The organism is Fictibacillus sp. Mic-4, assembly GCF_049843615.1.
In the GTDB taxonomy this organism is placed as follows: domain Bacteria; phylum Bacillota; class Bacilli; order Bacillales; family Fictibacillaceae; genus Fictibacillus_A; species Fictibacillus_A gelatini.
This window is the reverse complement of record NZ_JBBHZM010000001.1, coordinates 258,965-278,792: the sequence shown is the minus strand read 5'-3', so window position 1 is coordinate 278,792 and position 19,828 is coordinate 258,965. Positions and strand designations below refer to the sequence as shown.

Annotated in this window: 16 protein-coding genes; 1 reads left to right on the top strand and 15 read right to left on the bottom strand. The window is 44.1% G+C overall.

Annotation, left to right across the window (positions count from 1 at the left end; translation table 11 throughout):
• Positions 1 to 20: 20 nt before the first annotated feature.
• From priA to WD019_RS01385, 6 genes are all read right to left on the bottom strand, one after another.
• Positions 21 to 2,429 carry a primosomal protein N' gene (gene priA, locus WD019_RS01410; protein ID WP_425710428.1) on the bottom strand — a complete coding sequence of 803 codons (2,409 nt, stop codon included), beginning with the start codon at positions 2,427 to 2,429 and terminating at the stop codon, positions 21 to 23.
• Positions 2,426 to 3,631: a bifunctional phosphopantothenoylcysteine decarboxylase/phosphopantothenate--cysteine ligase CoaBC gene (gene coaBC, locus WD019_RS01405; protein ID WP_026675924.1), complete on the bottom strand. Its 1,206-nt coding sequence runs from the start codon at positions 3,629 to 3,631 to the stop codon at positions 2,426 to 2,428. Before coaBC ends, priA begins: the two co-directional genes overlap by 4 nt.
• A gap of 62 nt (positions 3,632 to 3,693) precedes the next feature.
• Positions 3,694 to 3,900 carry a DNA-directed RNA polymerase subunit omega gene (gene rpoZ, locus WD019_RS01400; RefSeq protein ID WP_026675925.1) on the bottom strand — a complete coding sequence of 69 codons (207 nt, stop codon included), beginning with the start codon at positions 3,898 to 3,900 and terminating at the stop codon, positions 3,694 to 3,696.
• Position 3,901: 1 nt separating this feature from the next.
• Entirely contained in the window at positions 3,902 to 4,516 is a 615-nt protein-coding gene (gmk, locus tag WD019_RS01395) for a guanylate kinase (protein WP_026675926.1), read from the bottom strand.
• Positions 4,517 to 4,545: 29 nt separating this feature from the next.
• Positions 4,546 to 4,800, bottom strand: a complete 255-nt coding sequence (remA, locus tag WD019_RS01390) for an extracellular matrix/biofilm regulator RemA (RefSeq protein ID WP_026675927.1) — start codon at positions 4,798 to 4,800, stop codon at positions 4,546 to 4,548.
• 233 nt (positions 4,801 to 5,033) lie between these two features.
• Complete coding sequence (locus WD019_RS01385; protein WP_425710427.1) at positions 5,034 to 7,709, bottom strand: calcium-translocating P-type ATPase, SERCA-type; 2,676 nt, start codon at positions 7,707 to 7,709, stop codon at positions 5,034 to 5,036.
• A gap of 87 nt (positions 7,710 to 7,796) precedes the next feature.
• On the opposite strand from WD019_RS01385, the gene WD019_RS01380 reads away from it, so the two are divergent.
• Positions 7,797 to 9,512 (top strand): Rqc2 family fibronectin-binding protein, encoded by a 1,716-nt coding sequence (locus WD019_RS01380; protein ID WP_425710426.1) that lies wholly within the window; start codon positions 7,797 to 7,799, stop codon positions 9,510 to 9,512.
• Positions 9,513 to 9,586: 74 nt separating this feature from the next.
• Here WD019_RS01380 and WD019_RS01375 read toward each other — a convergent pair whose 3' ends face one another.
• The 9 genes from WD019_RS01375 to WD019_RS01335 form a co-directional block, all read right to left on the bottom strand.
• Positions 9,587 to 10,234 (bottom strand): class I SAM-dependent methyltransferase, encoded by a 648-nt coding sequence (locus tag WD019_RS01375; protein ID WP_425710556.1) that lies wholly within the window; start codon positions 10,232 to 10,234, stop codon positions 9,587 to 9,589.
• Positions 10,235 to 10,310: 76 nt separating this feature from the next.
• Positions 10,311 to 10,937, bottom strand: coding sequence for an orotate phosphoribosyltransferase (pyrE, locus tag WD019_RS01370; RefSeq protein WP_425710425.1), 627 nt, complete (start codon positions 10,935 to 10,937; stop codon positions 10,311 to 10,313).
• Positions 10,934 to 11,650: an orotidine-5'-phosphate decarboxylase gene (gene pyrF / locus WD019_RS01365; protein ID WP_026675932.1), complete on the bottom strand. Its 717-nt coding sequence runs from the start codon at positions 11,648 to 11,650 to the stop codon at positions 10,934 to 10,936. The genes pyrE and pyrF overlap by 4 nt, the downstream gene beginning before the upstream one ends.
• Positions 11,650 to 12,561 carry a dihydroorotate dehydrogenase gene (locus WD019_RS01360; RefSeq protein WP_425710424.1) on the bottom strand — a complete coding sequence of 304 codons (912 nt, stop codon included), beginning with the start codon at positions 12,559 to 12,561 and terminating at the stop codon, positions 11,650 to 11,652. The genes pyrF and WD019_RS01360 overlap by 1 nt, the downstream gene beginning before the upstream one ends.
• Positions 12,558 to 13,331 carry a dihydroorotate dehydrogenase electron transfer subunit gene (locus tag WD019_RS01355; protein ID WP_425710423.1) on the bottom strand — a complete coding sequence of 258 codons (774 nt, stop codon included), beginning with the start codon at positions 13,329 to 13,331 and terminating at the stop codon, positions 12,558 to 12,560. The genes WD019_RS01360 and WD019_RS01355 overlap by 4 nt, the downstream gene beginning before the upstream one ends.
• The gene (gene carB / locus WD019_RS01350) at positions 13,328 to 16,537 is read right to left on the bottom strand and encodes a carbamoyl-phosphate synthase large subunit (RefSeq protein ID WP_425710422.1); all 3,210 of its coding nucleotides are present in this window, start codon (positions 16,535 to 16,537) and stop codon (positions 13,328 to 13,330) included. The genes WD019_RS01355 and carB overlap by 4 nt, the downstream gene beginning before the upstream one ends.
• A complete protein-coding gene (gene carA, locus WD019_RS01345; protein ID WP_026675936.1) occupies positions 16,530 to 17,624 on the bottom strand; it encodes a glutamine-hydrolyzing carbamoyl-phosphate synthase small subunit in 1,095 nt (364 codons plus the stop codon). Before carA ends, carB begins: the two co-directional genes overlap by 8 nt.
• The gene (locus tag WD019_RS01340) at positions 17,621 to 18,907 is read right to left on the bottom strand and encodes a dihydroorotase (protein ID WP_425710421.1); all 1,287 of its coding nucleotides are present in this window, start codon (positions 18,905 to 18,907) and stop codon (positions 17,621 to 17,623) included. The genes carA and WD019_RS01340 overlap by 4 nt, the downstream gene beginning before the upstream one ends.
• The gene (locus WD019_RS01335) at positions 18,892 to 19,806 is read right to left on the bottom strand and encodes an aspartate carbamoyltransferase catalytic subunit (protein ID WP_425710420.1); all 915 of its coding nucleotides are present in this window, start codon (positions 19,804 to 19,806) and stop codon (positions 18,892 to 18,894) included. Before WD019_RS01335 ends, WD019_RS01340 begins: the two co-directional genes overlap by 16 nt.
• Positions 19,807 to 19,828: the final 22 nt, after the last annotated feature.

The window sequence follows — 19,828 nt, the reverse complement described above, 5'->3', positions numbered from 1 at the left end:
ATTAATTAATCACTGAGATGCTACATCATATTTAGTGCATTCATATCGATTGATAGTTGCAATTCGCCGGATGAAATTTCACGCTGATAGTGATGAATCAGGTCAGAAAAATATTCATCCAGCCGCGGTTCATTTCTGTATTTTACCATGACTGCATACCGATATCTATCTTTAATGCGCGAAAGTGGCGATGCAACAGGACCGAGCACGATCGTTTCGTTCGTCATCTGGCGTTTTAAAAATGCCGCGATTTTTTCACTTACACTAACAACCTTCATTAAATCCGGATGAGAAATCGTCACTAAACTTAAATAGTAGTATGGCGGGTATTGATGGGCTTTTCTTATTCCCATTTCTTTTTTGTAAAAAGATAGATAGTCGTGTTCGGCAGCAAGTTGAATGCTGTAATGGGAACACGTATAGCTTTGAATGACAACTTCCCCTTTTAACGCGTGCCTGCCCGCTCGCCCGCTTACCTGGGTTAACAACTGAAACGTTTTTTCTGAAGCCCGAAAATCCGGCAGATGGAGCATCGTATCCGCTGCCAGTACACCGACGAGCGTAACTTTAGGAAAATCAAGCCCTTTAGCAATCATTTGTGTGCCGAGAAGTATATTGGCCGCACCGCTACCAAATTCATTCAGCAGCTTTTCATGGCTTCCTTTCCGGGATGTTGTATCAACATCCATCCGAATGACTTTCGCCTCTGGCAAAATTTTGGCCAATTCTTCTTCAACCTTTTGCGTCCCTGTTCCAAAAAAACGGATATGTTCACTATAACAGGACGGACAGACAGAAGGCATTCCTTCCTGATAACCGCAATAATGACATTTTAATAGATGGTGTTTTTTATGATAGGTTAATGAAATATCACAGTGCGGGCAGCCTGCTACATAGCCGCAATCACGGCATAAAACAAAGGTAGAATAGCCGCGGCGATTAAGAAGCAGTACAGATTGTTCCCCTTTTTCGATCCGCTCGGAGAGCTTGCTATAAAGCTCTCGTGAAAACATCGAACGGTTTCCCGCGCGCAGCTCTTCCCGCATATCTATTACTGAAACGGCAGGAAGTTCTCTATTATTTACACGTTCTTTCAATTCACATAAGGTATAAACGTTTCTTTGCGCCCGCGCATAGCTCTCTAATGAAGGAGTGGCACTTCCTAAAACGACCGGACATTGATGAAACTTTCCTCGCCAAATGGCCACATCTCTGGCATGATAACGCGGATTTTCTTCCTGTTTGTAACTCGATTCATGTTCTTCATCGATAATAATCAATCCAAGATTTTCAAACGGCGCAAATACAGCTGACCTTGCCCCGACCACGACGGACACTTCTTTACGATGAATCTTCCGCCATTCATCATACTTTTCACCGATGGATAATCCGCTATGCAATACAGCAACATGTGAACCGAACCGCTCCTTAAAACGGGTGACCATTTGTGGCGTTAACGCGATTTCCGGCACGAGCACGATCGCTTCTTTCCCTTTAGTTATTGCTTCTTGTATCGATTGCAAATAAATTTCTGTTTTCCCGCTTCCCGTCACCCCATGAATGAGCAGCGTTTCATGCTTACCGTTTTCGATGTTTCGTAAAATCGGTTGAATGGCCTTTTGCTGTTCTGTCGTAAGCATCAGCGGTTTTGAAGGATGATAGTTTTTATCATACGGGTTTCGGTAGACTTCCTGTTCAACTAAAACAAGAAACCCTTTTTTCACCATCGCCTGAATCGTCGATCGTGTCGTATCAAACATATCGATCAAATCACCGATCGGAACAGCTTCATTATGACTTAAAAAGTAGTTTAATATTTCTTTTTGTTTTAAAGCCTGTTTCATTAAAGAATCCAAGTAACGTTCGATTTCTTTGCGGCCGCCATTGGCTTTCACTAGCTTTACCGTTTTTACCGCTGCTTTATCTTTTATTTGATAAATGACTTCAAGCTTTTTTTCTTTTACGAGTTTTTGAAAGAGCGAAAGAGGCGATGGCGTTACCGATAATACATCTTCTAAAGGTACACTCTTTCGATGTTTAAACCATTCGCTTATTTCAGCCGGCAGGCTTTCATTTTCATTTAGCAAGCGAAATTCTTTCTTGTACGTCGCCTTCATAGCTGAAGGAAGCATCACTTGATAAGCGGAAATTAAAAAGCAAAGGGTTTCTTTTGCGAGCCATTTTCCTAACTCGATTAGTTCATCTGTTAAGACAGGTACAGGATCAAGGAGTTCATCAATTTCTTTCAGCCGCTTTGCCTCCGACTTCCCGCAAAGTTCGATGACGAACCCTTGCAGTTTTCTCGGTCCAAACGGAACGACGACTCTCATTCCCGGTTGGATCGTATCCGTCCATTTTTCAGGAACCTTGTAGTCAAACGAGCGATTGACCGTATTTGCCGGAACATCGACGATGACTTTCGCAATCATTTGGCCATCAAATCCAATATTTCTCGCAACAATCGATGAGCAACTTCTTCTTTACTTAATAGCGGAAATTTTTTCATCTCACCATCTTTTCTTATGATGGTCACTTCGTTTGTTTCCGTTCCAAACCCGGAACCAGGGCTAGCCACATTATTGGCAACAATCATATCCAGATTTTTCCGCTCGAGCTTGTCCTTTGCATATTCTTCAACATTATCTGTTTCTGCAGCAAAGCCAACAAGAATCTGGTGCTGCTTATTTCTTCCCAGGGCATGCAAAATGTCGACTGTTTTCTCCATTTCAATCGTCCAGCCTTCATTTTTTTTCTTCACTTTTTCCTGATATTTTACTTTTGGCGTATAATCGGCAACGGCCGCGCATTTTATGACAATATCCTGTTTCTCATATCGTTCCATTACAGCATGATACATGTCTTCCGTTGAAGTGACCGATACGAGCTCGACTCCTTCAGGCGCCTTTAGCGCTGTCGGACCGCTCACTAAAGTGACATCCGCCCCGAGTTCGCGGGCCGCGCGGGCAATTGCATAGCCCATTTTTCCGGACGAATGGTTCGTAAAATACCGGACGGGATCAACCTCTTCACGCGTTGGTCCTGCCGTTACGAGAAGATGTTTTCCTTGTAAAGGCAAATCCGGTTTCTTCATAAAAAAGGAATCGATTGCCTCGATGATCTCTTCCGGCTCCGCTAATCTCCCTTTTCCAATATACCCACAGGCAAGAAGCCCTTCGCCAGGTTCGATAAATTGGTAGCCAAAAGAAGCAAGGGTTTGCATATTTTTTACAACGGCAGGATGAGTATACATATGAACGTTCATGGCAGGAGCGATGAAAACTGGTGCCGTACTTGCCGTCAAAGTTGTTGTGATCATATCATCAACGATTCCATTGGCCAGCTTCCCAATTATATTTGCAGTAGCCGGAGCGATAACAATTAAATCCGCCCAATCGGCTAAATCAATGTGGGCGATTACGTCAGGCCTTCTTTCTTCAAATGTATTTGTATATACTTCATTACGTGACAAGGTTTGAAAGGTAAGGGGAGTGATAAACTCTTGCGCTGATTCACTCATCATCACTTTTACCTCGTAACCTTTTTTATATAAGTGGCTTGTAATGGTCGCTGCTTTATAAGCGGCTATTCCACCGGTTACGCATAATAAGATTCGTTTCCCCTTCATTTCCATAGCAGACCGCCTCCATTGATTCATTCATCATCTTAAAAAAATAACAACCTATAACTAGGTTGTTATTTTTCTTGCTCCTTCTTTTTCACCGACAATAATCCAGCATTAATCTCTTCTAATGCTTTTCCGACATATTTATGAGAGACTGGCTTTTCGATCAAACTGTTAGAGTATTTTTGAATTTCCCTTGCTCTTTTCGAAGAGAGCGTAACAAGGGAATATTTGGAATCAATTCTTTCCATTAACTTATCGATCGATGGATAAAGCATGTTATTCAACTCCTAATAAATTTTTATAGCGGTTCGTCACACGATCCACACGACAATGCTCGGTCGTGATAATGGCTTTAATCCGGTTGCATGCACATTCTACTTCATCATTGACAACAGAATAATCGTAATGCTGCATCATCTCAATTTCTTCTCTTGCCACTTTCATTCGATTGCTGATTAAGTCTTCAGTCTCCGTCCCCCGGCCGACAATCCGATTGCGCAACTCTTCCAGGCTCGGCGGAGTGAGGAAAATAAACACGCCTTCTGGAAAGGCCTTTTTTACTTGAAGTGCGCCTTGAACTTCGATTTCAAGCAAGACATCTTTTCCTTCATCCAGCGTTTTTTTCACATACTCAATTGGCGTACCGTAATAGTTCCCGACATATTCCGCCCATTCAAGCAGTTCATTGTTCTGAATCATTTGTTGAAATTCTTCATGTGTTTTAAAAAAGTAATCTACTCCGTGCTTCTCTCCGGCGCGAGGCTTTCTCGTCGTTGCCGACACTGAGTAGTTAACTTCAATGTTCTGCGCCCGTAATGCTTTGCAAATCGTACCTTTACCAACTCCGGAAGGACCTGAAAGCACGAACAATATGCCGCGTTCTGTATTCATATAAACCTCCTAAAACAACCTTCCATTCCTTAGTCCTCGGTGCCTTCTTCAATTGAAAGCAAGCGTTGTGCTACCGTTTCCGGTTGAACAGCGGTTAAAATGACATGATCACTGTCGGTTATAATAACAGCTCTTGTCCTCCGTCCATATGTCGCATCGATTAACATATTCCCGTCTCTAGCCATCGTTATTAATCGTTTGATTGGTGCAGATTCTGGACTGACGACTGAAACGATGCGGTGAGCTGCAACAATATTTCCATATCCTATATTTATTAATTTCATAAAATAACCGCCCCTAACCCTGGTAGTTCTATTCTAACCATTTCCTGTCCGAGCCATAATCTATGTATATGAAAAACGTTTGTCCGCACCCTGATTGCTTTCATTTTACCATACCATTATGTAATTCTAAACAATTTTGTCGAAAGATACAACAATATTGCTAAAGCAATTTTGTTGGTGATAAAAGGATGAATATTTACTCACCCTTTTATCACCTCTTATTCATCCCTTCATTACCTCTTAAAGACCTGGAATCCGGCGAGCGCAAATGTTGGAATGGAAGCCATACCGATGACAAGCAGCCAGTCGCGCAAATTGAGCGGAATCGTATGGAAGATGGATTGCAGGAATGGAATGTACATCGCGACGAGCAAAAGCAAGACCGATGATAAGACGGCTAGAACAAGGTATATATTTTGAAAAGGATTACGATGGAAAACGGATCGCTCGCTCCGGCAATCAAACACATGGATCAGCTGGGCCATGACAAGTGTACAGAAAGCTATTGTCTGTGCTCTGATGAGAAAATCCGGATTTTCCTTAAGCGCAATCCAAAATGCTAATGTTGTCACCGCTCCAATCATAAATCCCCTGGAAATTATTTTCCAACCCAATCCCCGTGAAAAAACGCCTTCATTTGATTTTCTCGGCTCACGTTTCATTACATTGTCTTCAGCCGGATCGACACCGAGCGCCATTGCCGGCAATCCGTCTGTTACGAGATTTACCCATAATATTTGAATCGGCAAGAGCGGAAGCGGCATTTTTAATAACATCGCGAACAACATAACAAGTATTTCCCCAACGTTAGAAGCGAGCAAATAGCGAATGAACTTTCTAATGTTTTCATAAATATTTCTTCCCTCTTCAATCGCCGCCCGGATCGTCGCAAAATTATCATCACTAAGGACGAGGGACGATGCTTCTTTCGCCACATCCGTTCCCGTTATGCCCATCGCCACACCGATATTGGCGGATTTAATGGCGGGTGCGTCATTCACGCCGTCCCCCGTCATCGCCACGACATGTCCACGTTTCTGCAATGCCTTGACGATTTTCAGCTTATGTTCCGGTGAAACACGGGCATAAACATAAATATTTTCAACTTCCCGTTCTAATTCTTCCTCGCTCATCGCCTGCAAAGACGCGCCATCAACTACTTTTCCGTTTGGCGGTAATATGTCAAGTTGTCTCGCGATAGCGCTTGCGGTAACGACATGGTCACCGGTTATCATCACCGTTTTAATGCCGGCTTTTTGACAATCTTTAATGCTCCTGCGCACTTCTGGCCTTGGCGGATCGATCATCCCTTGCAATCCGACAAATGTAAGATGGCTTTCAGCTGATCGCGCCGAAGTTGCATCATCTGCCGATTTTAACGGTTTATAGGCGACAGCGATTGTCCGAAGGGCCTGGCTGCCAAGCGACATGATGGCCTCTTTTACTTTTTCAATATGTTGTTGCCTGATCAATTGGCGTTTTCCATCCCATATAATATAGTCACATTTTTGCAAAAGGACATCTGGTGCACCTTTTGTAATCACAAACTTTTCACTATTTTTGTTTTGGATGACGACACTCATCATTTTCCGCGTGGAGTCAAACGGAAATTCGTCGAGAATTTCGATTTGCTCCAGCAATGATTCTTTTGTGATTCCTGCCTTCAATCCACTCACGACAAGGGCAGCTTCTGTCGGGTCGCCATTAATCGTATACGAATCTCTATTTTCCGAATAGACAAGTTCTGCATTGTTGCACAGAATGGAGTAAGATAGCAGCTGCAAAAGCGTTTCATCGTTTTCGATATTGCATTTCTTCCCCTTTCTTAAAAACTCGCCAGTAGAGTCCCCGCTTCCTGTCACATTCCATGTTTGACCTTCTTTCCATAAATGTGTAACGGTCATTTTGTTTTGGGTAAGCGTGCCTGTTTTATCCGAACAAATGACGGTTGCACAACCAAGCGTTTCAACAGAAGGCAGTTTTCTCACAATCGCTTTTCGCTTAATCATTTTTTGTACGCCTAATGCAAGCGCGATCGTAACGATAGCAGGAAGTCCTTCAGGTATCGCCGCAACTGCAAGCGACACTCCGGATAAAATCATGCTGTATAAGTCATGCCCTTCATAAACCCCGACCGCGACTACAAGAACGGTCAATAATAGCGCGATTACAATTAAGATTTTCCCGAGCTGTTCAAGCTTTAATTGAAGCGGTGTTAAAAGGGTTTCGGCACTTTGGATTAAATGCGCGATTTTCCCCATTTCCGTTTTCATTCCCGTGCCGATGACGATCCCAACGCCGTTTCCTCTCGTCACCATCGTCCCCATAAACGCCATGTTCGATTGATCACCAAGTGGAAGTTCCCTCCCTCTTATGCTATCAGATGATTTATGAACAGGAAGGGATTCGCCGGTCAATGCCGATTCTTCAATATATAGCCCTTTTGCCGAGATGAGTCTCAAGTCGGCTCCAACCCGGTCTCCGCTCGAGATTTTAACGACGTCTCCGACAACCAACTCTTTCGCCGGAAGGTTCGTCCATGATCCTTCTCGTAAAACGGTAACGGTCGGTGCGGATAACTCCCTGAGCGCCGCAAGTGACTTTTCCGCTTTCCTTTCTTGAATGAACCCGAGAATTCCGTTCATGATGACAATTAAAATAATGGCGATCGCATCTAAATACTCTCCGAGCATTCCTGATAAAAGTGTGGCAGCTAGCAAGACAAGGACCATAAAATCTTTAAATTGTCCGAGAAATACGAGAATGGCCGATGGCTTTTTCGCCTCTTGCAACTGGTTGTAGCCGAATTCCTTTAACTTCCTCTCGCTTTCTTTGTCCGAGAGGCCCACTTTCGTATTACTGTTCGTCAGCTTTTCAACCTCTTCCTGCGATAATTCATACCAGTTCATACTTCCACCTCTGCTAGATTAGTTATAGTCAACTATATGCGGGCATGTCCTTAAACATGCTATACTTAATTGAGTAGAAAGAGGTGAATGATGATGAGCTTTGACGGAATTGTAACAAGAGCGGCTGCGAACGAATTGAGCGAGCGGCTTCTTTCGGGCCGGATTACAAAAATCTATCAACCTGATAAAACAGACTTATTGTTTACTGTTCGTGCGGGCAGAAAAAATTACAAACTATTGATTTCAGCTAATTCCTCGTTTGCCCGAATCCATCTAACGGAAAAATCGTATGATAACCCTCAAGTTCCTCCCATGTTTTGCATGCTATTGCGCAAACATCTGGAAGGGGCAATCATCGAAGAGATCGATCAAATTGAAATGGAACGGATCATTGAAATCAGATTGAAAAACAGGGATGAAATCGGTGACGAGACATATAAAAAGCTAATCATTGAGATTATGGGGCGACATAGCAATATTATTTTAATAGATGAAAAAACAGGGATGATCCTTGACAGTATTAAACATATTCCGCCATCTTTAAACAGGCACCGGACGATCCTTCCCGGGCAAGCTTATGTTGCGCCACCATCTCAGCATAAAGTTTCCCCGCTTGAGGAAACCGAAAGTGGACTCGTGGCGAAAATCGATTGGAATGCGGGACAAATTGACCGTCAGCTCGTTCAGCTTTACAGTGGAATCTCTCCGCTGATCGCTGCCGAGATTACATCAAGAGCTGGCCTGCCAACAAAAGAAAGAATTGCCAGTGCTTTTTTCAATGTATTGGACAAGATATGCCGACATGAATATGAACCGCAAATGGTGGCCACAAACGAAAAAGAGTACTTTTCCGTTATTCATTTAACCCACCTGCAAGGTGAAGTGAGGTCATTTGAAACAGTTAGCGGGCTCCTTGACCGCTTTTTTTACGGAAAAGCGGAACGGGACAGAGTCAAACAACAAGCGGCCGACCTCGAACGGTTTATTCAAAATGAAATAGATAAGCTGAAAAAGAAAATCAAAAAGCTGAAAGCCACACTTCAATCGACGGAAAAAGCGGATCAATATCGGATCTTTGGCGAGCTTATAACCGCTCATATACATTTGATTAAAAAAGGGGACAAAAAAGTCGAAGTGATGAATTACTATGAAGAAGGGCAGCCGGTTGTCACGATTGACCTTGACCCGTTAAAAACTCCATCAGCAAACGCCCAGAGCTACTTTAAAAAGTATAACAAGCTGAAAAGTTCCATCTCTGTCGTCAAGGAGCAAATTCAAATTGCACTAGAAGAGTTAGAGTACTTTGAAAGCTTAGGGCAACAAATGGAGTCGGCTTCCGTTAAAGATATTGCCGAAATAAGAGAGGAACTGGAAGAACAAGGGTATCTTAAACAGCGCTTAACGAGGCAAAAGCGGAAAGCAGGCAGCAAGCCGGAATTAGAATCTTATCTTTCCTCTGAAGGGATCCTGATCTATGTCGGCAAAAACAATAAACAAAACGATTATTTAACCCATAAGGCGTCCCGCCAAAATGAAACGTGGCTTCATACGAAAGACATCCCGGGATCGCATGTCGTTATAAAAGCGGAAAAGTTTGGCGAGAAAACATTGCTTGAAGCCGCGAACCTTGCCGCCTATTTCAGCAAGGCCCGCCAATCAAGTGCCGTGCCGGTCGATTATACTTTGATCCGCCATGTAAAAAAGCCGAGCGGAGCAAAGCCCGGTTTTGTCATTTATGACAACCAGCAGACCATTTACGTGACCCCAAGTGAAGATTTAATGCTTAAATTAAGGCAGAAATAGCGCGGACGAATGTCCGCGCTATTTGCTGTCGGGCAATACTCGAAAGGCAAAGCCAGACGCTGTTTGTGCCGCGGCTATTTTTTTGCGACCGTAATTAGCGCAAGACCGCCGAGCACTTCATGATGGCGGACGGATGATAAGCCAAGTTCATTCAAAAGAGCGGTTAACTCCTCGCTCGAGTAGCGATGGCGTCTTGTCGAGACGTTCGCCCATTTTAACATTGCCTCCTGTTCAAATCCGCTAATTCCATTTTCCAGGCAATATTGAAACGCCTCGGACTGCTTCATATGTAATGATGGATTTAACATCGCAAGACTGCCATCTTTTTTTGTCACTCGCACCATTTCCGACACGCCTTCACGCGGTTCAGGAAGCAAAAACATGACACAAGTCGATAGTGAAACATCAAACGTTTCATCCGAAAAAGGAAGCTTGCAAGCATCTCCAACAAGAAATTCCCCTTTTTCGCTGCGATTATGGAGAAAAAAGTTTTGCCGCGCAGCCTTTACCATTTCCGTGGAAAGATCAACGCCGGTCAGCTTTTCCGCTTCATCCGCCCCTCTTAAGAGAAGCCTGCCTGTTCCGCAGCCGACATCTAGCACCCTTTTTTCTTTCCAAGTGCCTGAAAGCTCTTTTAATGTATCGTGAATTGAACCTAACCATGTTGTTCGCGCCATTCCATCAAAAAATGAAACAAGCTGATCAAATTCCTCGCCATTCATCTTTCTCAAAAAATACACCCCCTATTAAAATAGTAAACTCCAGTGCATTATTATTCATTATGCACTGGAGTCGTTCTTATGCTTCAAACCAATTTTCCGGATCTTTTTTCCACTCTTGCAACCTGGCTTGATGTTCCTCCGTAACATAACCTTCTTTTACGGCTACATCTATTAATGTACTATAATTTGTTAACGTTTGCACGTTAAGTTCGGCATCCGCAAGTTGCGCATTCCCTTTTTCAAGTTCGTATGTGAAAATGGCGGCAACACCTACAACATCGCAACCTGCTTCGCGCAATGCTTTAACGGCTGTTATACTGCTTCCGCCCGTAGAGATTAAATCTTCGATGACGACGACTTTCATTCCCGCATGTACTTGCCCTTCAATTTGCTTTCCTTTTCCATGGGCTTTTGCGCTACTTCTGACATAACACATTGGCAGATTTAACCGCTCGGCAACTAATGCCGCATGTGGAATTCCAGCCGTTGCCGTTCCTGCAATCATTTCCGCTTCCGGGAAGGATTCCTTTACAAGTTGCGTTAAGCCATCGGCAATTTTCCCGCGCACATCCGGGAATGAAAGCGTCAGCCGGTTGTCACAATAAATTGGCGACTTCAGCCCACTTGACCATGTATATGGCTCATCGGGAGATAATGTAACAGCTTTTATTTCAAGCAATTCTTTTGCAATTAGTTCTTTCATTCAGGCTTCCTCCACTCGCTTACTATTGTTTCATAGCTTTTTACCGGATTGTGTGAATGTGTAATGCTTCGTCCAACAACAATGAAATCAGAGCCTAATTTTCTTGCTTCAGATGGCGTTGCCGTTCGTTTTTGATCGTTTTTTTCATCGCCTTCCATGCGAATGCCTGGAGTGACCGTCAAAAACGCGGAGCCGCATTTTTCTTTAATTAAGCCTGCTTCAAGCGGTGAACAAACGACGCCATCCATCTTGCTTTCTTTCGCAAGAAATGCGTACTCGGCGACAACGTCGTTCATCGCTTTCGAAATAAGAAGCTCTTTTTGCAACATTTCTTGCGATGTGCTTGTCAATTGTGTAACCGCAATGCAAAACGGCCGTTTTTGCCCCTTAGCGATTCCGGACTCGAGACCTTCCACTGCCGCTTCCATCATCTTTTTCCCGCCGGCAGCATGCACATTGACCATGTCAACACCGAGTCCCGCCAGACGGTTCATTGCTTTTTGAACTGTCGTCGGGATATCATGCAATTTTAAATCAAGGAAAATCGAATAATTTTTTTCTTTTAATTCAGCGATCAACCCCGGGCCTTCCTGATAAAAAAGCTCCATTCCGACTTTAACCCAGAGATGTCTGTCCCCAAACGGCTCTAGAAATTGATTGACCTGCCTTTTATCCTGAAAATCGAGCGCAATAATTACTTCATTGTTTGTCATTATTTCCAGCTCCCTCCAATGATGTCCGTTATTTTTTCTACTCCCATCCGATCTAAGAGAGCGGGCAATTGTTCGATAATCATCGGGCAAACAAACGGGTCAACGAAATTCGCCGTTCCGACCGCCACACAAGAAGCGCCGGCAAGCATCATTTCGATGACATCTTCCGCACACATGATCCCGCCCATGCCAATAATTGGGATCGATACTTTTTGGCTTACTTCATAAATCATTCGGATCGCCACCGGTTTTACAGCCGGGCCGGAAAGGCCGCCTGTTTTGTTCGCGAGAATCGGTTTTCTCGTCTTTAAATCGATTCTCATTCCGAGCAATGTATTGATCATCGAAAGTCCGTCCGCACCGGCTTCTTCCACCGCCACGGCCATTTCGACAATATCAGAAACATTCGGAGAAAGCTTCACATATACCGGTTTTTCTGACACTTCTTTTACTTGTTTCGTGAGCTCATGGGCCACCTTAGCCTGTGTCCCGAATTGGATTCCGCCTTCTTTTACATTTGGGCAGGAAATATTTAATTCCAAAACGGAGACGAGCGGATGTTTTGATAATTCACGTGCAACGTGAACATAATCTTCAACTGTTGTTCCAGCAATGTTAGCGACAATCGGGATTTGATATCGTTCAAGCGCAGGCAGCTCGTTTTTAATAACTCCCTCAAGACCCGGGTTTTGCAGGCCGATTGCATTAAGCATTCCAGCATTCGTCTCTGCGACCCTCGGCGTCGGATTGCCGAAACGCGGCTCAACGGTTGTTGCTTTAATCGCAATGGCTCCAAGTACGCTTAAATCATAAACTTTCGCATATTCTTTTCCAAAACCGAAACAACCAGATGCCGGCATGATCGGATTTTTCATTGTAAGACCGGGTAAATTCACTTCAAGCCGGTTCATAGTTCCACCTCTCCAATCGGGAATACTGGCCCATTACTGCAAATTTTCACATAATCGAACGGTTCTCCATTTTTCACATGACAAACACATGCAAAACAGGCGCCGACTCCACAGCCCATTCTCTCTTCCAGAGAAAAATATCCTTTTTCCGGCTGGATGTTCGTCTCAATCGCCTTTAACATCGGCGTCGGACCGCATGAATAAAGCATGTCATAATCGAATGGGTTCTGTAAGATGACATCCGTCACGAATCCTTTGGTGCCTTTTGAGCCGTCAACTGTTGATACGTACACTTCACTGAATTCAGCAAACTTCTCTTCGTAAAAGCAATCTGCTGCAGATTGAAAGCCTAAAACGGAAATGATGCGGATACCGCGCTTTTTCAATTCTTTCCCTAAGTAATAAAGAGGGGGAACACCGATGCCGCCGCCAACAAGAAGCGCCGTTTGTCCTTTCTTTAAATCATTGACACCAAACCCATTTCCTAAAGGACCAAGCAAATCGACAACATCCCCCGGCTTTTTTTCGCTTAAAAGAGCAGTTCCGATTCCTTCTTTTCGGTAAAGCATCGTTAATTCATTTTTTTCGAGATCGACATCGCCAATCGAGATCGGGCGCCGCAAGATCGGATGATATCCATCACTTACTTTTAAATGGACAAATTGCCCGGGAGATGTCATCATTTGGACGACATCTCCTTTCACGACTAATTGAAAAATGTCGCGGGCGATTTTCTTCTGGGAAACGACTTTTACGAGTTCTTTTTTCATACGGATACCTCTTGATTCATTTGAAATGCAGGCATCGAACGAGCTGTAAAGGTTAATGATTCAAGCACCCCAAGCAGCGCTTCTGCCGTATCGAGGCTTGTCAAACAAACGACCCCGTTTTCTGCAGATTCACGGCGAATTCTAAATCCGTCACGCTCCGGCGCTTTTCCTTTCGTCAACGTATTGACGACAAATTGCGCCTCTCCCTGGCGAATGACATCGAGCAAGTTCTTTTCGGCTGAGCCGATTTTATGGACGACTTTCACCGGAATATGATGGTCTGATAGGAAACGTGCCGTTCCTTCTGTCGCCATAATCGTATAGCCGATTTCATAAAAGCGTTTCATTAATTGGAAGGCTTCTTTCTTATCTTTATCCGCTACCGTGAAGAGTACAGATCCATATGTCGGAATCTTCATACCTGAGGCAATAAGCCCTTTATATAACGCTTTTTCGAGCGTAACATCGCGGCCCATTACTTCTCCCGTCGATTTCATTTCTGGCCCTAAAAATGTGTCAACGCGGCGCAGCTTTGCGAATGAAAAGACCGGTACTTTAACAAATACTTCATCTTTTTCTTCGCGATAGCCCGTGCCGTATCCTAATTCTTTTAATTTTGCCCCTAAGATGACTTTTGTCGCGATATTGGCCATTGGCACACCGGTAATTTTGCTCAAGAACGGCACGGTACGGCTTGAACGAGGATTGACTTCTAATACGTACACTTCACCATCATGAAGGACAAATTGAATGTTGAGAAGCCCAACAATGCCTAATCCTTTTGCCAACTTAATCGTACGTTCAACCAATTTTTCCCGTTGTTCGTTCGAAAGATTTTGCGGCGGGTAAACGGCGATCGAGTCACCGGAATGGACGCCTGCACGTTCGATATGCTCCATGATGCCCGGAATATAAACGTCTTCGCCGTCAGAGATGGCATCAACTTCTACTTCTTTTCCTTCTAAATAACGGTCAATTAACACTGGGTGTTCAGGATTAACGTTGACCGCATTTTCCATGTAATGAAGCAGTTCTTCTTCTTTATAAACAATTTCCATTGCCCGCCCTCCGAGTACATAAGATGGGCGAACGAGAACCGGATAGCCAATTCTATTCGCGATGTTTACAGCTTCTTCAACTGAAAACGCGGTTTTCCCTTCCGGCTGCGGAATTTGAAGTTCTTGCATCGCTTGTTCAAAACGGTCGCGGTCTTCCGCACGGTCCATATTATCAAGCGATGTTCCTAGAATTTTCACGCCTCTTTCTTCTAAAGCAGATGCAAGGTTAATGGCCGTTTGCCCGCCGAACTGAACGATAACCCCTTTCGGCTGCTCAAGATCGATCACATGCATTACGTCTTCAATCGTGAGCGGCTCAAAGTATAGTTTATCGGATGTGCTGAAATCAGTTGATACCGTTTCCGGGTTGTTGTTAATGATGATCGCTTCATAACCCGCTTCTTTAATAGCCCATACGGTATGGACGGTCGCGTAGTCAAACTCGATCCCCTGTCCGATGCGAATAGGTCCAGAACCAAGAACAAGTACACTCTCTCTTTCCGTTTTTTCGGATTCATTTTCTTCGGCATACGTCGCGTAAAAATAAGGTGTTGCGGATTCAAATTCGGCCGCACACGTATCAACCATTTTATATACCGGCATGATTCCATTTTCTTTTCGAAGGTTGTATACATCGATTTCCGCCATTCCCCATGCTTTTGCAATCCATTTATCGCTGAACCCTTTTTCTTTCGCCTGTTTTAATAGTTCAACGTTCCCGACATTTTCAAGCAGCTGTCGTTCAAGTTCAACGATGCCTTTAATCTTCACAAGGAAGAATCGGTCAATTTTCGTTAAGCTCCAAACGTCTTCGATTCCCATTCCTCGTCTGAAACTTTCCGCTACACAATATAATCGTTCATCATCGGCAGTCATTAAACGCTTGTTCAACTCTTCGTCCGTCATTTTTTCAGCGTTTTTCACTTCTAAATGATACGTTTTTGTTTCAAGCGAGCGTACAGCTTTTAACAGCGATTCCTCAAGGTTGCGGCCGATCGACATGACTTCTCCTGTCGCTTTCATTTGTGTACCGAGCTTGCGATTGGCGCCTTCAAATTTATCAAACGGCCAGCGCGGAATTTTTGACACGATATAATCGAGTGCCGGTTCAAAGCTTGCATACGTTGATCCTGTCACCGGGTTGATGATTTCATCAAGCTGATAGCCCACCGCAATTTTTGCCGCGATTTTCGCAATCGGGTAACCGGTCGCTTTTGAAGCAAGTGCTGATGACCGGCTGACACGTGGATTGACTTCAATGACATAGTACTGGCTGCTATTTGGATCAAGCGCAAGCTGAACGTTACAGCCTCCCTCAATTTTAAGCGCGCGGATAATTTTAAGCGACGCATTTCGCAGCATTTGATAGTCTCTGTCACTTAACGTCTGGCTCGGGGCAACCACGATCGAGTCCCCTGTATGGATGCCGACAGGGTCGATGTTTTCCATATTACAAACGACAATCGCCGTATCGTTTTTGTCGCGCATGACTTCATATTCAATTTCTTTAAAACCGGCAATGCTTTTCTCAAGCAAAATTTGATGGACCGGACTTAAGTGCAAACCGTTAGAAACGATTTCTTTCAATTCTTCTTCATTCGTCGCAATACCGCCGCCGGTTCCGCCTAACGTAAACGCCGGGCGAATAATGACCGGATAACCGATTTCGTTGACAAACGTGTATGCTTCCTCAAGCGAATGGATAATCGCGCTTTCCGGCACCGGTTCATTTAATTCGCGCATTAGTTCACGGAAAAGGTCGCGGTCTTCCGCCTGTTGGATGCTTGAAAGTTCAGTCCCTAGAAGTTCCACATTGCATTCTTCCAAAATGCCGCTTTCTGCAAGTTCAACCGCTAAGTTCAAGCCGGTTTGGCCGCCAAGTGTTGCGAGTAGTCCGTCCGGACGTTCCTGGCGGATAATGCGGCTGACAAATTCAAGATTTAAAGGTTCGATAAATACTTTATCGGCCATCGTTGTATCTGTCATGATCGTTGCAGGGTTCGAATTCACCAGGATAACTTCAAAGCCTTCTTCTTTTAACGCCTGGCAAGCCTGTGTTCCGGCATAGTCAAATTCAGCAGCCTGTCCGATCACAATTGGACCGGATCCGATCACAAGGATTTTTTTTATGTCTTCGCGTTTAGGCATTTTTCAAACCTTCTTTCTTGTTGTTTTTCATTAAAGCAATAAATTGATCGAACAACGGATTCGCATCATGCGGCCCGGGCGACGCCTCTGGATGATATTGGACGGAGAAAGCCGGCTTATATTTATGTTTTAATCCTTCCACCGTCCCATCATTTACGGCAATATGCGTCACTTCAAGGTCCGTGCCCTTAATTGAATCCATATCAACGGTGTAGCCGTGATTTTGCGCCGTTATTGAAATTTTGCCAGTCGAAAGTTCTCTAACAGGGTGGTTGGAACCGCGATGTCCGAATTTTAATTTTGTTGTGTTCGCACCTGATGCGAGTGCAAATAACTGATGGCCCATGCAAATGCCGAAAAGCGGGATTTCTTTCTCCAATATCGCATTGATCATCGGAAGCGCTTCAGGCACGTCTTTCGGATCTCCAGGACCGTTGCTTAAAAACACGCCGTCCGGATTTAACAAGGAGATTTCTTCCGCAGTCGTGTTATACGGTACGACGATAACATCACAATCTCTGTCCACGAGTTCGCGCAAAATGCCGCTTTTTGCGCCATAATCGACAGCAATGACGCGCAAGCCGCGATTCGGAATATGATAGGCATCTTTTGTTGAAACACTTGCAATCTGGTCTGTTCTCTCAGGCATATTTTTCAATTCTTGAACAACTTCTTGAGCATTTCTTTCTGCGGAACAAATCTTTCCTTTTAACGTACCGTAGTTGCGGATAATGCGGGTTAATTTCCGCGTGTCGACTCCTTTCAGACCAGGAATGTTTTTTGCTTTCAACAGTTCATCCATTGTCGATAATGCTTGAAAATGGCTCGGGCTATCGCATGCTTCATGAACGATGAGCCCGGCTGCCGCAGGTGTGATCGATTCAAAATCGTAGCGGTTCGCCCCGTAGTTTCCAATTAGCGGGTAAGTTAATGTCACGATTTGACCACAATAGGATGGATCTGAAAGAATCTCCTGATACCCGGTCATTCCCGTATTAAATACCACTTCGCCATCACGTTCTTCTAAGCTACCAAACGCTTCGCCGTAAAGTACATTTCCGTCCTCTAATACCAACATTCTTTTCATGCGTTTACACTCTTCCTTTCAAACTTGATGTTTCCTTCTACGATGGTCATGACCGGCCACCCTTTACAATTCCATCCCGCAAACGGCGTGTTTTTCCCTTTTGATGCAAAACGTTCCGGGTTAATAGCCTCTTCATGCTCAAGATCGATGACCGCAATGTCTGCCGTTTTTCCTTCTTCAAGCGAGCCGAATGGGAGATTGAACGCTTTTGCCGGATTGATGGTTAAATGGTCAACGAGTTGTTTGAGCGAAATAACGTTTTTCAAAACGAGATTCGTATATAGCAATGGAAAAGCAGTTTCAAGACCAACGATTCCAAACGGCGCAAGTTCCATTCCTTGATCTTTTTCTTCCGCAGTGTGCGGTGCATGGTCAGTCGCGATGAAATCGATGACACCTGTCTTTAATGCTTCAATGAGTGCATCCCGATCTTCTTTCGCTCTTAGTGGCGGATTCATTTTAAAGTTTGGATCAAGTTCAGGTATGTCGTCTTCGCATAATAAAAGATGATGTGGAGTAACCTCTGCCGTAACTTTAATGCCAGCCTCTTTTGCATCTTTTATGACGCGAACCGATTCTTTCGTGCTTACATGGCAAACATGGTAGCTGCTGTCCGCTGCTTCTGCGAGCAATACATCTCTTGCAATTTGAACAGCTTCACATACGGAAGGTATTCCGTTAATGCCGTGCTTTTTGGAAAATTTCCCTTCATGTACGGAACCTTTGTTAATGAGCGTATTTTCTTCACAATGAGCAACGATTACCATCTGATGTTCCGCTGCTTCTTTCATTGCATCAAGCATCATTCCTGCCGATTGAACACCTACTCCGTCATCAGTGAAAGCAAAAGCACCAGCTTCTTTTAACTGTGCAAAGTTCGTCAGTTCACGCCCTAATTGCCGTGTTGTAATCGAAGCATACGGCAACACACGTACATGTGCCGTTTCCTTAATTCTTTTGTTCAACCATTCCAGTTGTTCTTTCGTATCTGGGACCGGGCGCGTATTTGGCATGGCCGCAATTGTTGTAAATCCACCGTGGGCGGCAGCTTTCGTTCCAGTTTCGATCGTTTCTTTATGTTCACCACCCGGCTCACGTAAATGGACATGTAAATCAATCATTCCCGGAATGACGAGCTTACCACTTACATCAATGACGTCATGGCCAGTCCCATCAATTTCTTCAGCGATTTTCGCAATTTTCGTTCCATCAACAAGTATGTCTTTTGATTCAAGATTTCCTTGATCGTTTAATAATTTCCCATTTTTTAACAACGTTGCCATTTTAAATCCTCCTTCATGATGGATGTTAATGCCCATTTTAATACTGCCATGCGGATAAAAACGCCATTATGCATTTGCTTGAAAATTCTCGAACGCGGCCCTTCTACAAGTTCACTCGCAATTTCCACATCGCGGTTAAACGGTGCCGGGTGCATAATGATGCTATGCTTTTTCATCCTTCTTTCACGTTCAATCGTTAATCCGTACCGCTCGTGATATTCTTCCTTTGAAAGCCCCATTTTTGCTTCGTGGCGTTCATGCTGAATGCGGAGCATCATAAGGACATCGGCCATTTCAACCGCTTCATCAATCGAAACATAAGGAAATTCTTTCATCGTTTCATCAAACCATTCAGGCGGTCCCGAGAAATACACGTTGGCTCCGAGGCGGGTTAACACTTCGGCATTCGACCTTGCTACCCGACTATGTTTAATGTCACCGACGATCACAACGTTTAGGCCCTGAATGACGAGGTACTCCTGCTGGATGGTCAATACATCAAGTAACGATTGAGTTGGATGGTTTCCGCATCCATCTCCGGCATTAATCAGAGGTATATTGATTTTTCCAACGAGATCATCAAAATAACGATCCTTTGAGTGACGAATGACAACTGCTGAAGTTCCGATTTCCTCTAATACGCGAATCGTGTCATAAAGCGTTTCTCCTTTTTGCACGCTTGAGACATCCGCTTGAAAGTTTAGCACTTCAAGCCCTGCTTTCTTTTCAGCGACTTCAAAGCTAAATCTCGTTCGAGTGCTTGGTTCAAAGAAGAGGTTCGCCACAAAGGTTTGCCGTTTCGGCGTCCATATTTCACCTTTTGAAAAATGATCCGCATCCCTTAAGATCTCTTCGATATCATTTGTCGGTAAATCTTTCATTGTCAACAAATTGTTCATTTAAAACCTCTCCTTTTATGTT

Bases quoted from the DNA above. Each gene is read 5' to 3' on its own strand.
- WD019_RS01375 (WP_425710556.1), bottom strand. From the start codon at position 10,234: ATGAATGGCGAGGAATTTGATCAGCTTGTTTCATTTTTTGATGGAATG.
- rpoZ (WP_026675925.1), bottom strand. From the start codon at position 3,900: ATGCTTTATCCATCGATCGATAAGTTAATGGAAAGAATTGATTCCAAA.
- WD019_RS01335 (WP_425710420.1), bottom strand. From the start codon at position 19,806: ATGAACAATTTGTTGACAATGAAAGATTTACCGACAAATGATATCGAA.
- remA (WP_026675927.1), bottom strand. From the start codon at position 4,800: ATGAAATTAATAAATATAGGATATGGAAATATTGTTGCAGCTCACCGC.
- WD019_RS01385 (WP_425710427.1), bottom strand. From the start codon at position 7,709: ATGAACTGGTATGAATTATCGCAGGAAGAGGTTGAAAAGCTGACGAAC.
- carB (WP_425710422.1), bottom strand. From the start codon at position 16,537: ATGCCTAAACGCGAAGACATAAAAAAAATCCTTGTGATCGGATCCGGT.
- WD019_RS01360 (WP_425710424.1), bottom strand. From the start codon at position 12,561: ATGAACCGGCTTGAAGTGAATTTACCCGGTCTTACAATGAAAAATCCG.
- gmk (WP_026675926.1), bottom strand. From the start codon at position 4,516: ATGAATACAGAACGCGGCATATTGTTCGTGCTTTCAGGTCCTTCCGGA.
- pyrF (WP_026675932.1), bottom strand. From the start codon at position 11,650: ATGACAAACAATGAAGTAATTATTGCGCTCGATTTTCAGGATAAAAGG.
- carA (WP_026675936.1), bottom strand. From the start codon at position 17,624: ATGAAAAGAATGTTGGTATTAGAGGACGGAAATGTACTTTACGGCGAA.
- pyrE (WP_425710425.1), bottom strand. From the start codon at position 10,937: ATGAAAGAACTAATTGCAAAAGAATTGCTTGAAATAAAAGCTGTTACA.
- priA (WP_425710428.1), bottom strand. From the start codon at position 2,429: ATGATTGCGAAAGTCATCGTCGATGTTCCGGCAAATACGGTCAATCGC.
- coaBC (WP_026675924.1), bottom strand. From the start codon at position 3,631: ATGGAAATGAAGGGGAAACGAATCTTATTATGCGTAACCGGTGGAATA.
- WD019_RS01340 (WP_425710421.1), bottom strand. From the start codon at position 18,907: ATGGCAACGTTGTTAAAAAATGGGAAATTATTAAACGATCAAGGAAAT.
- WD019_RS01355 (WP_425710423.1), bottom strand. From the start codon at position 13,331: ATGAAAAAAGAACTCGTAAAAGTCGTTTCCCAGAAGAAAATCGCCCGC.
- WD019_RS01380 (WP_425710426.1), top strand. From the start codon at position 7,797: ATGATGATGAGCTTTGACGGAATTGTAACAAGAGCGGCTGCGAACGAA.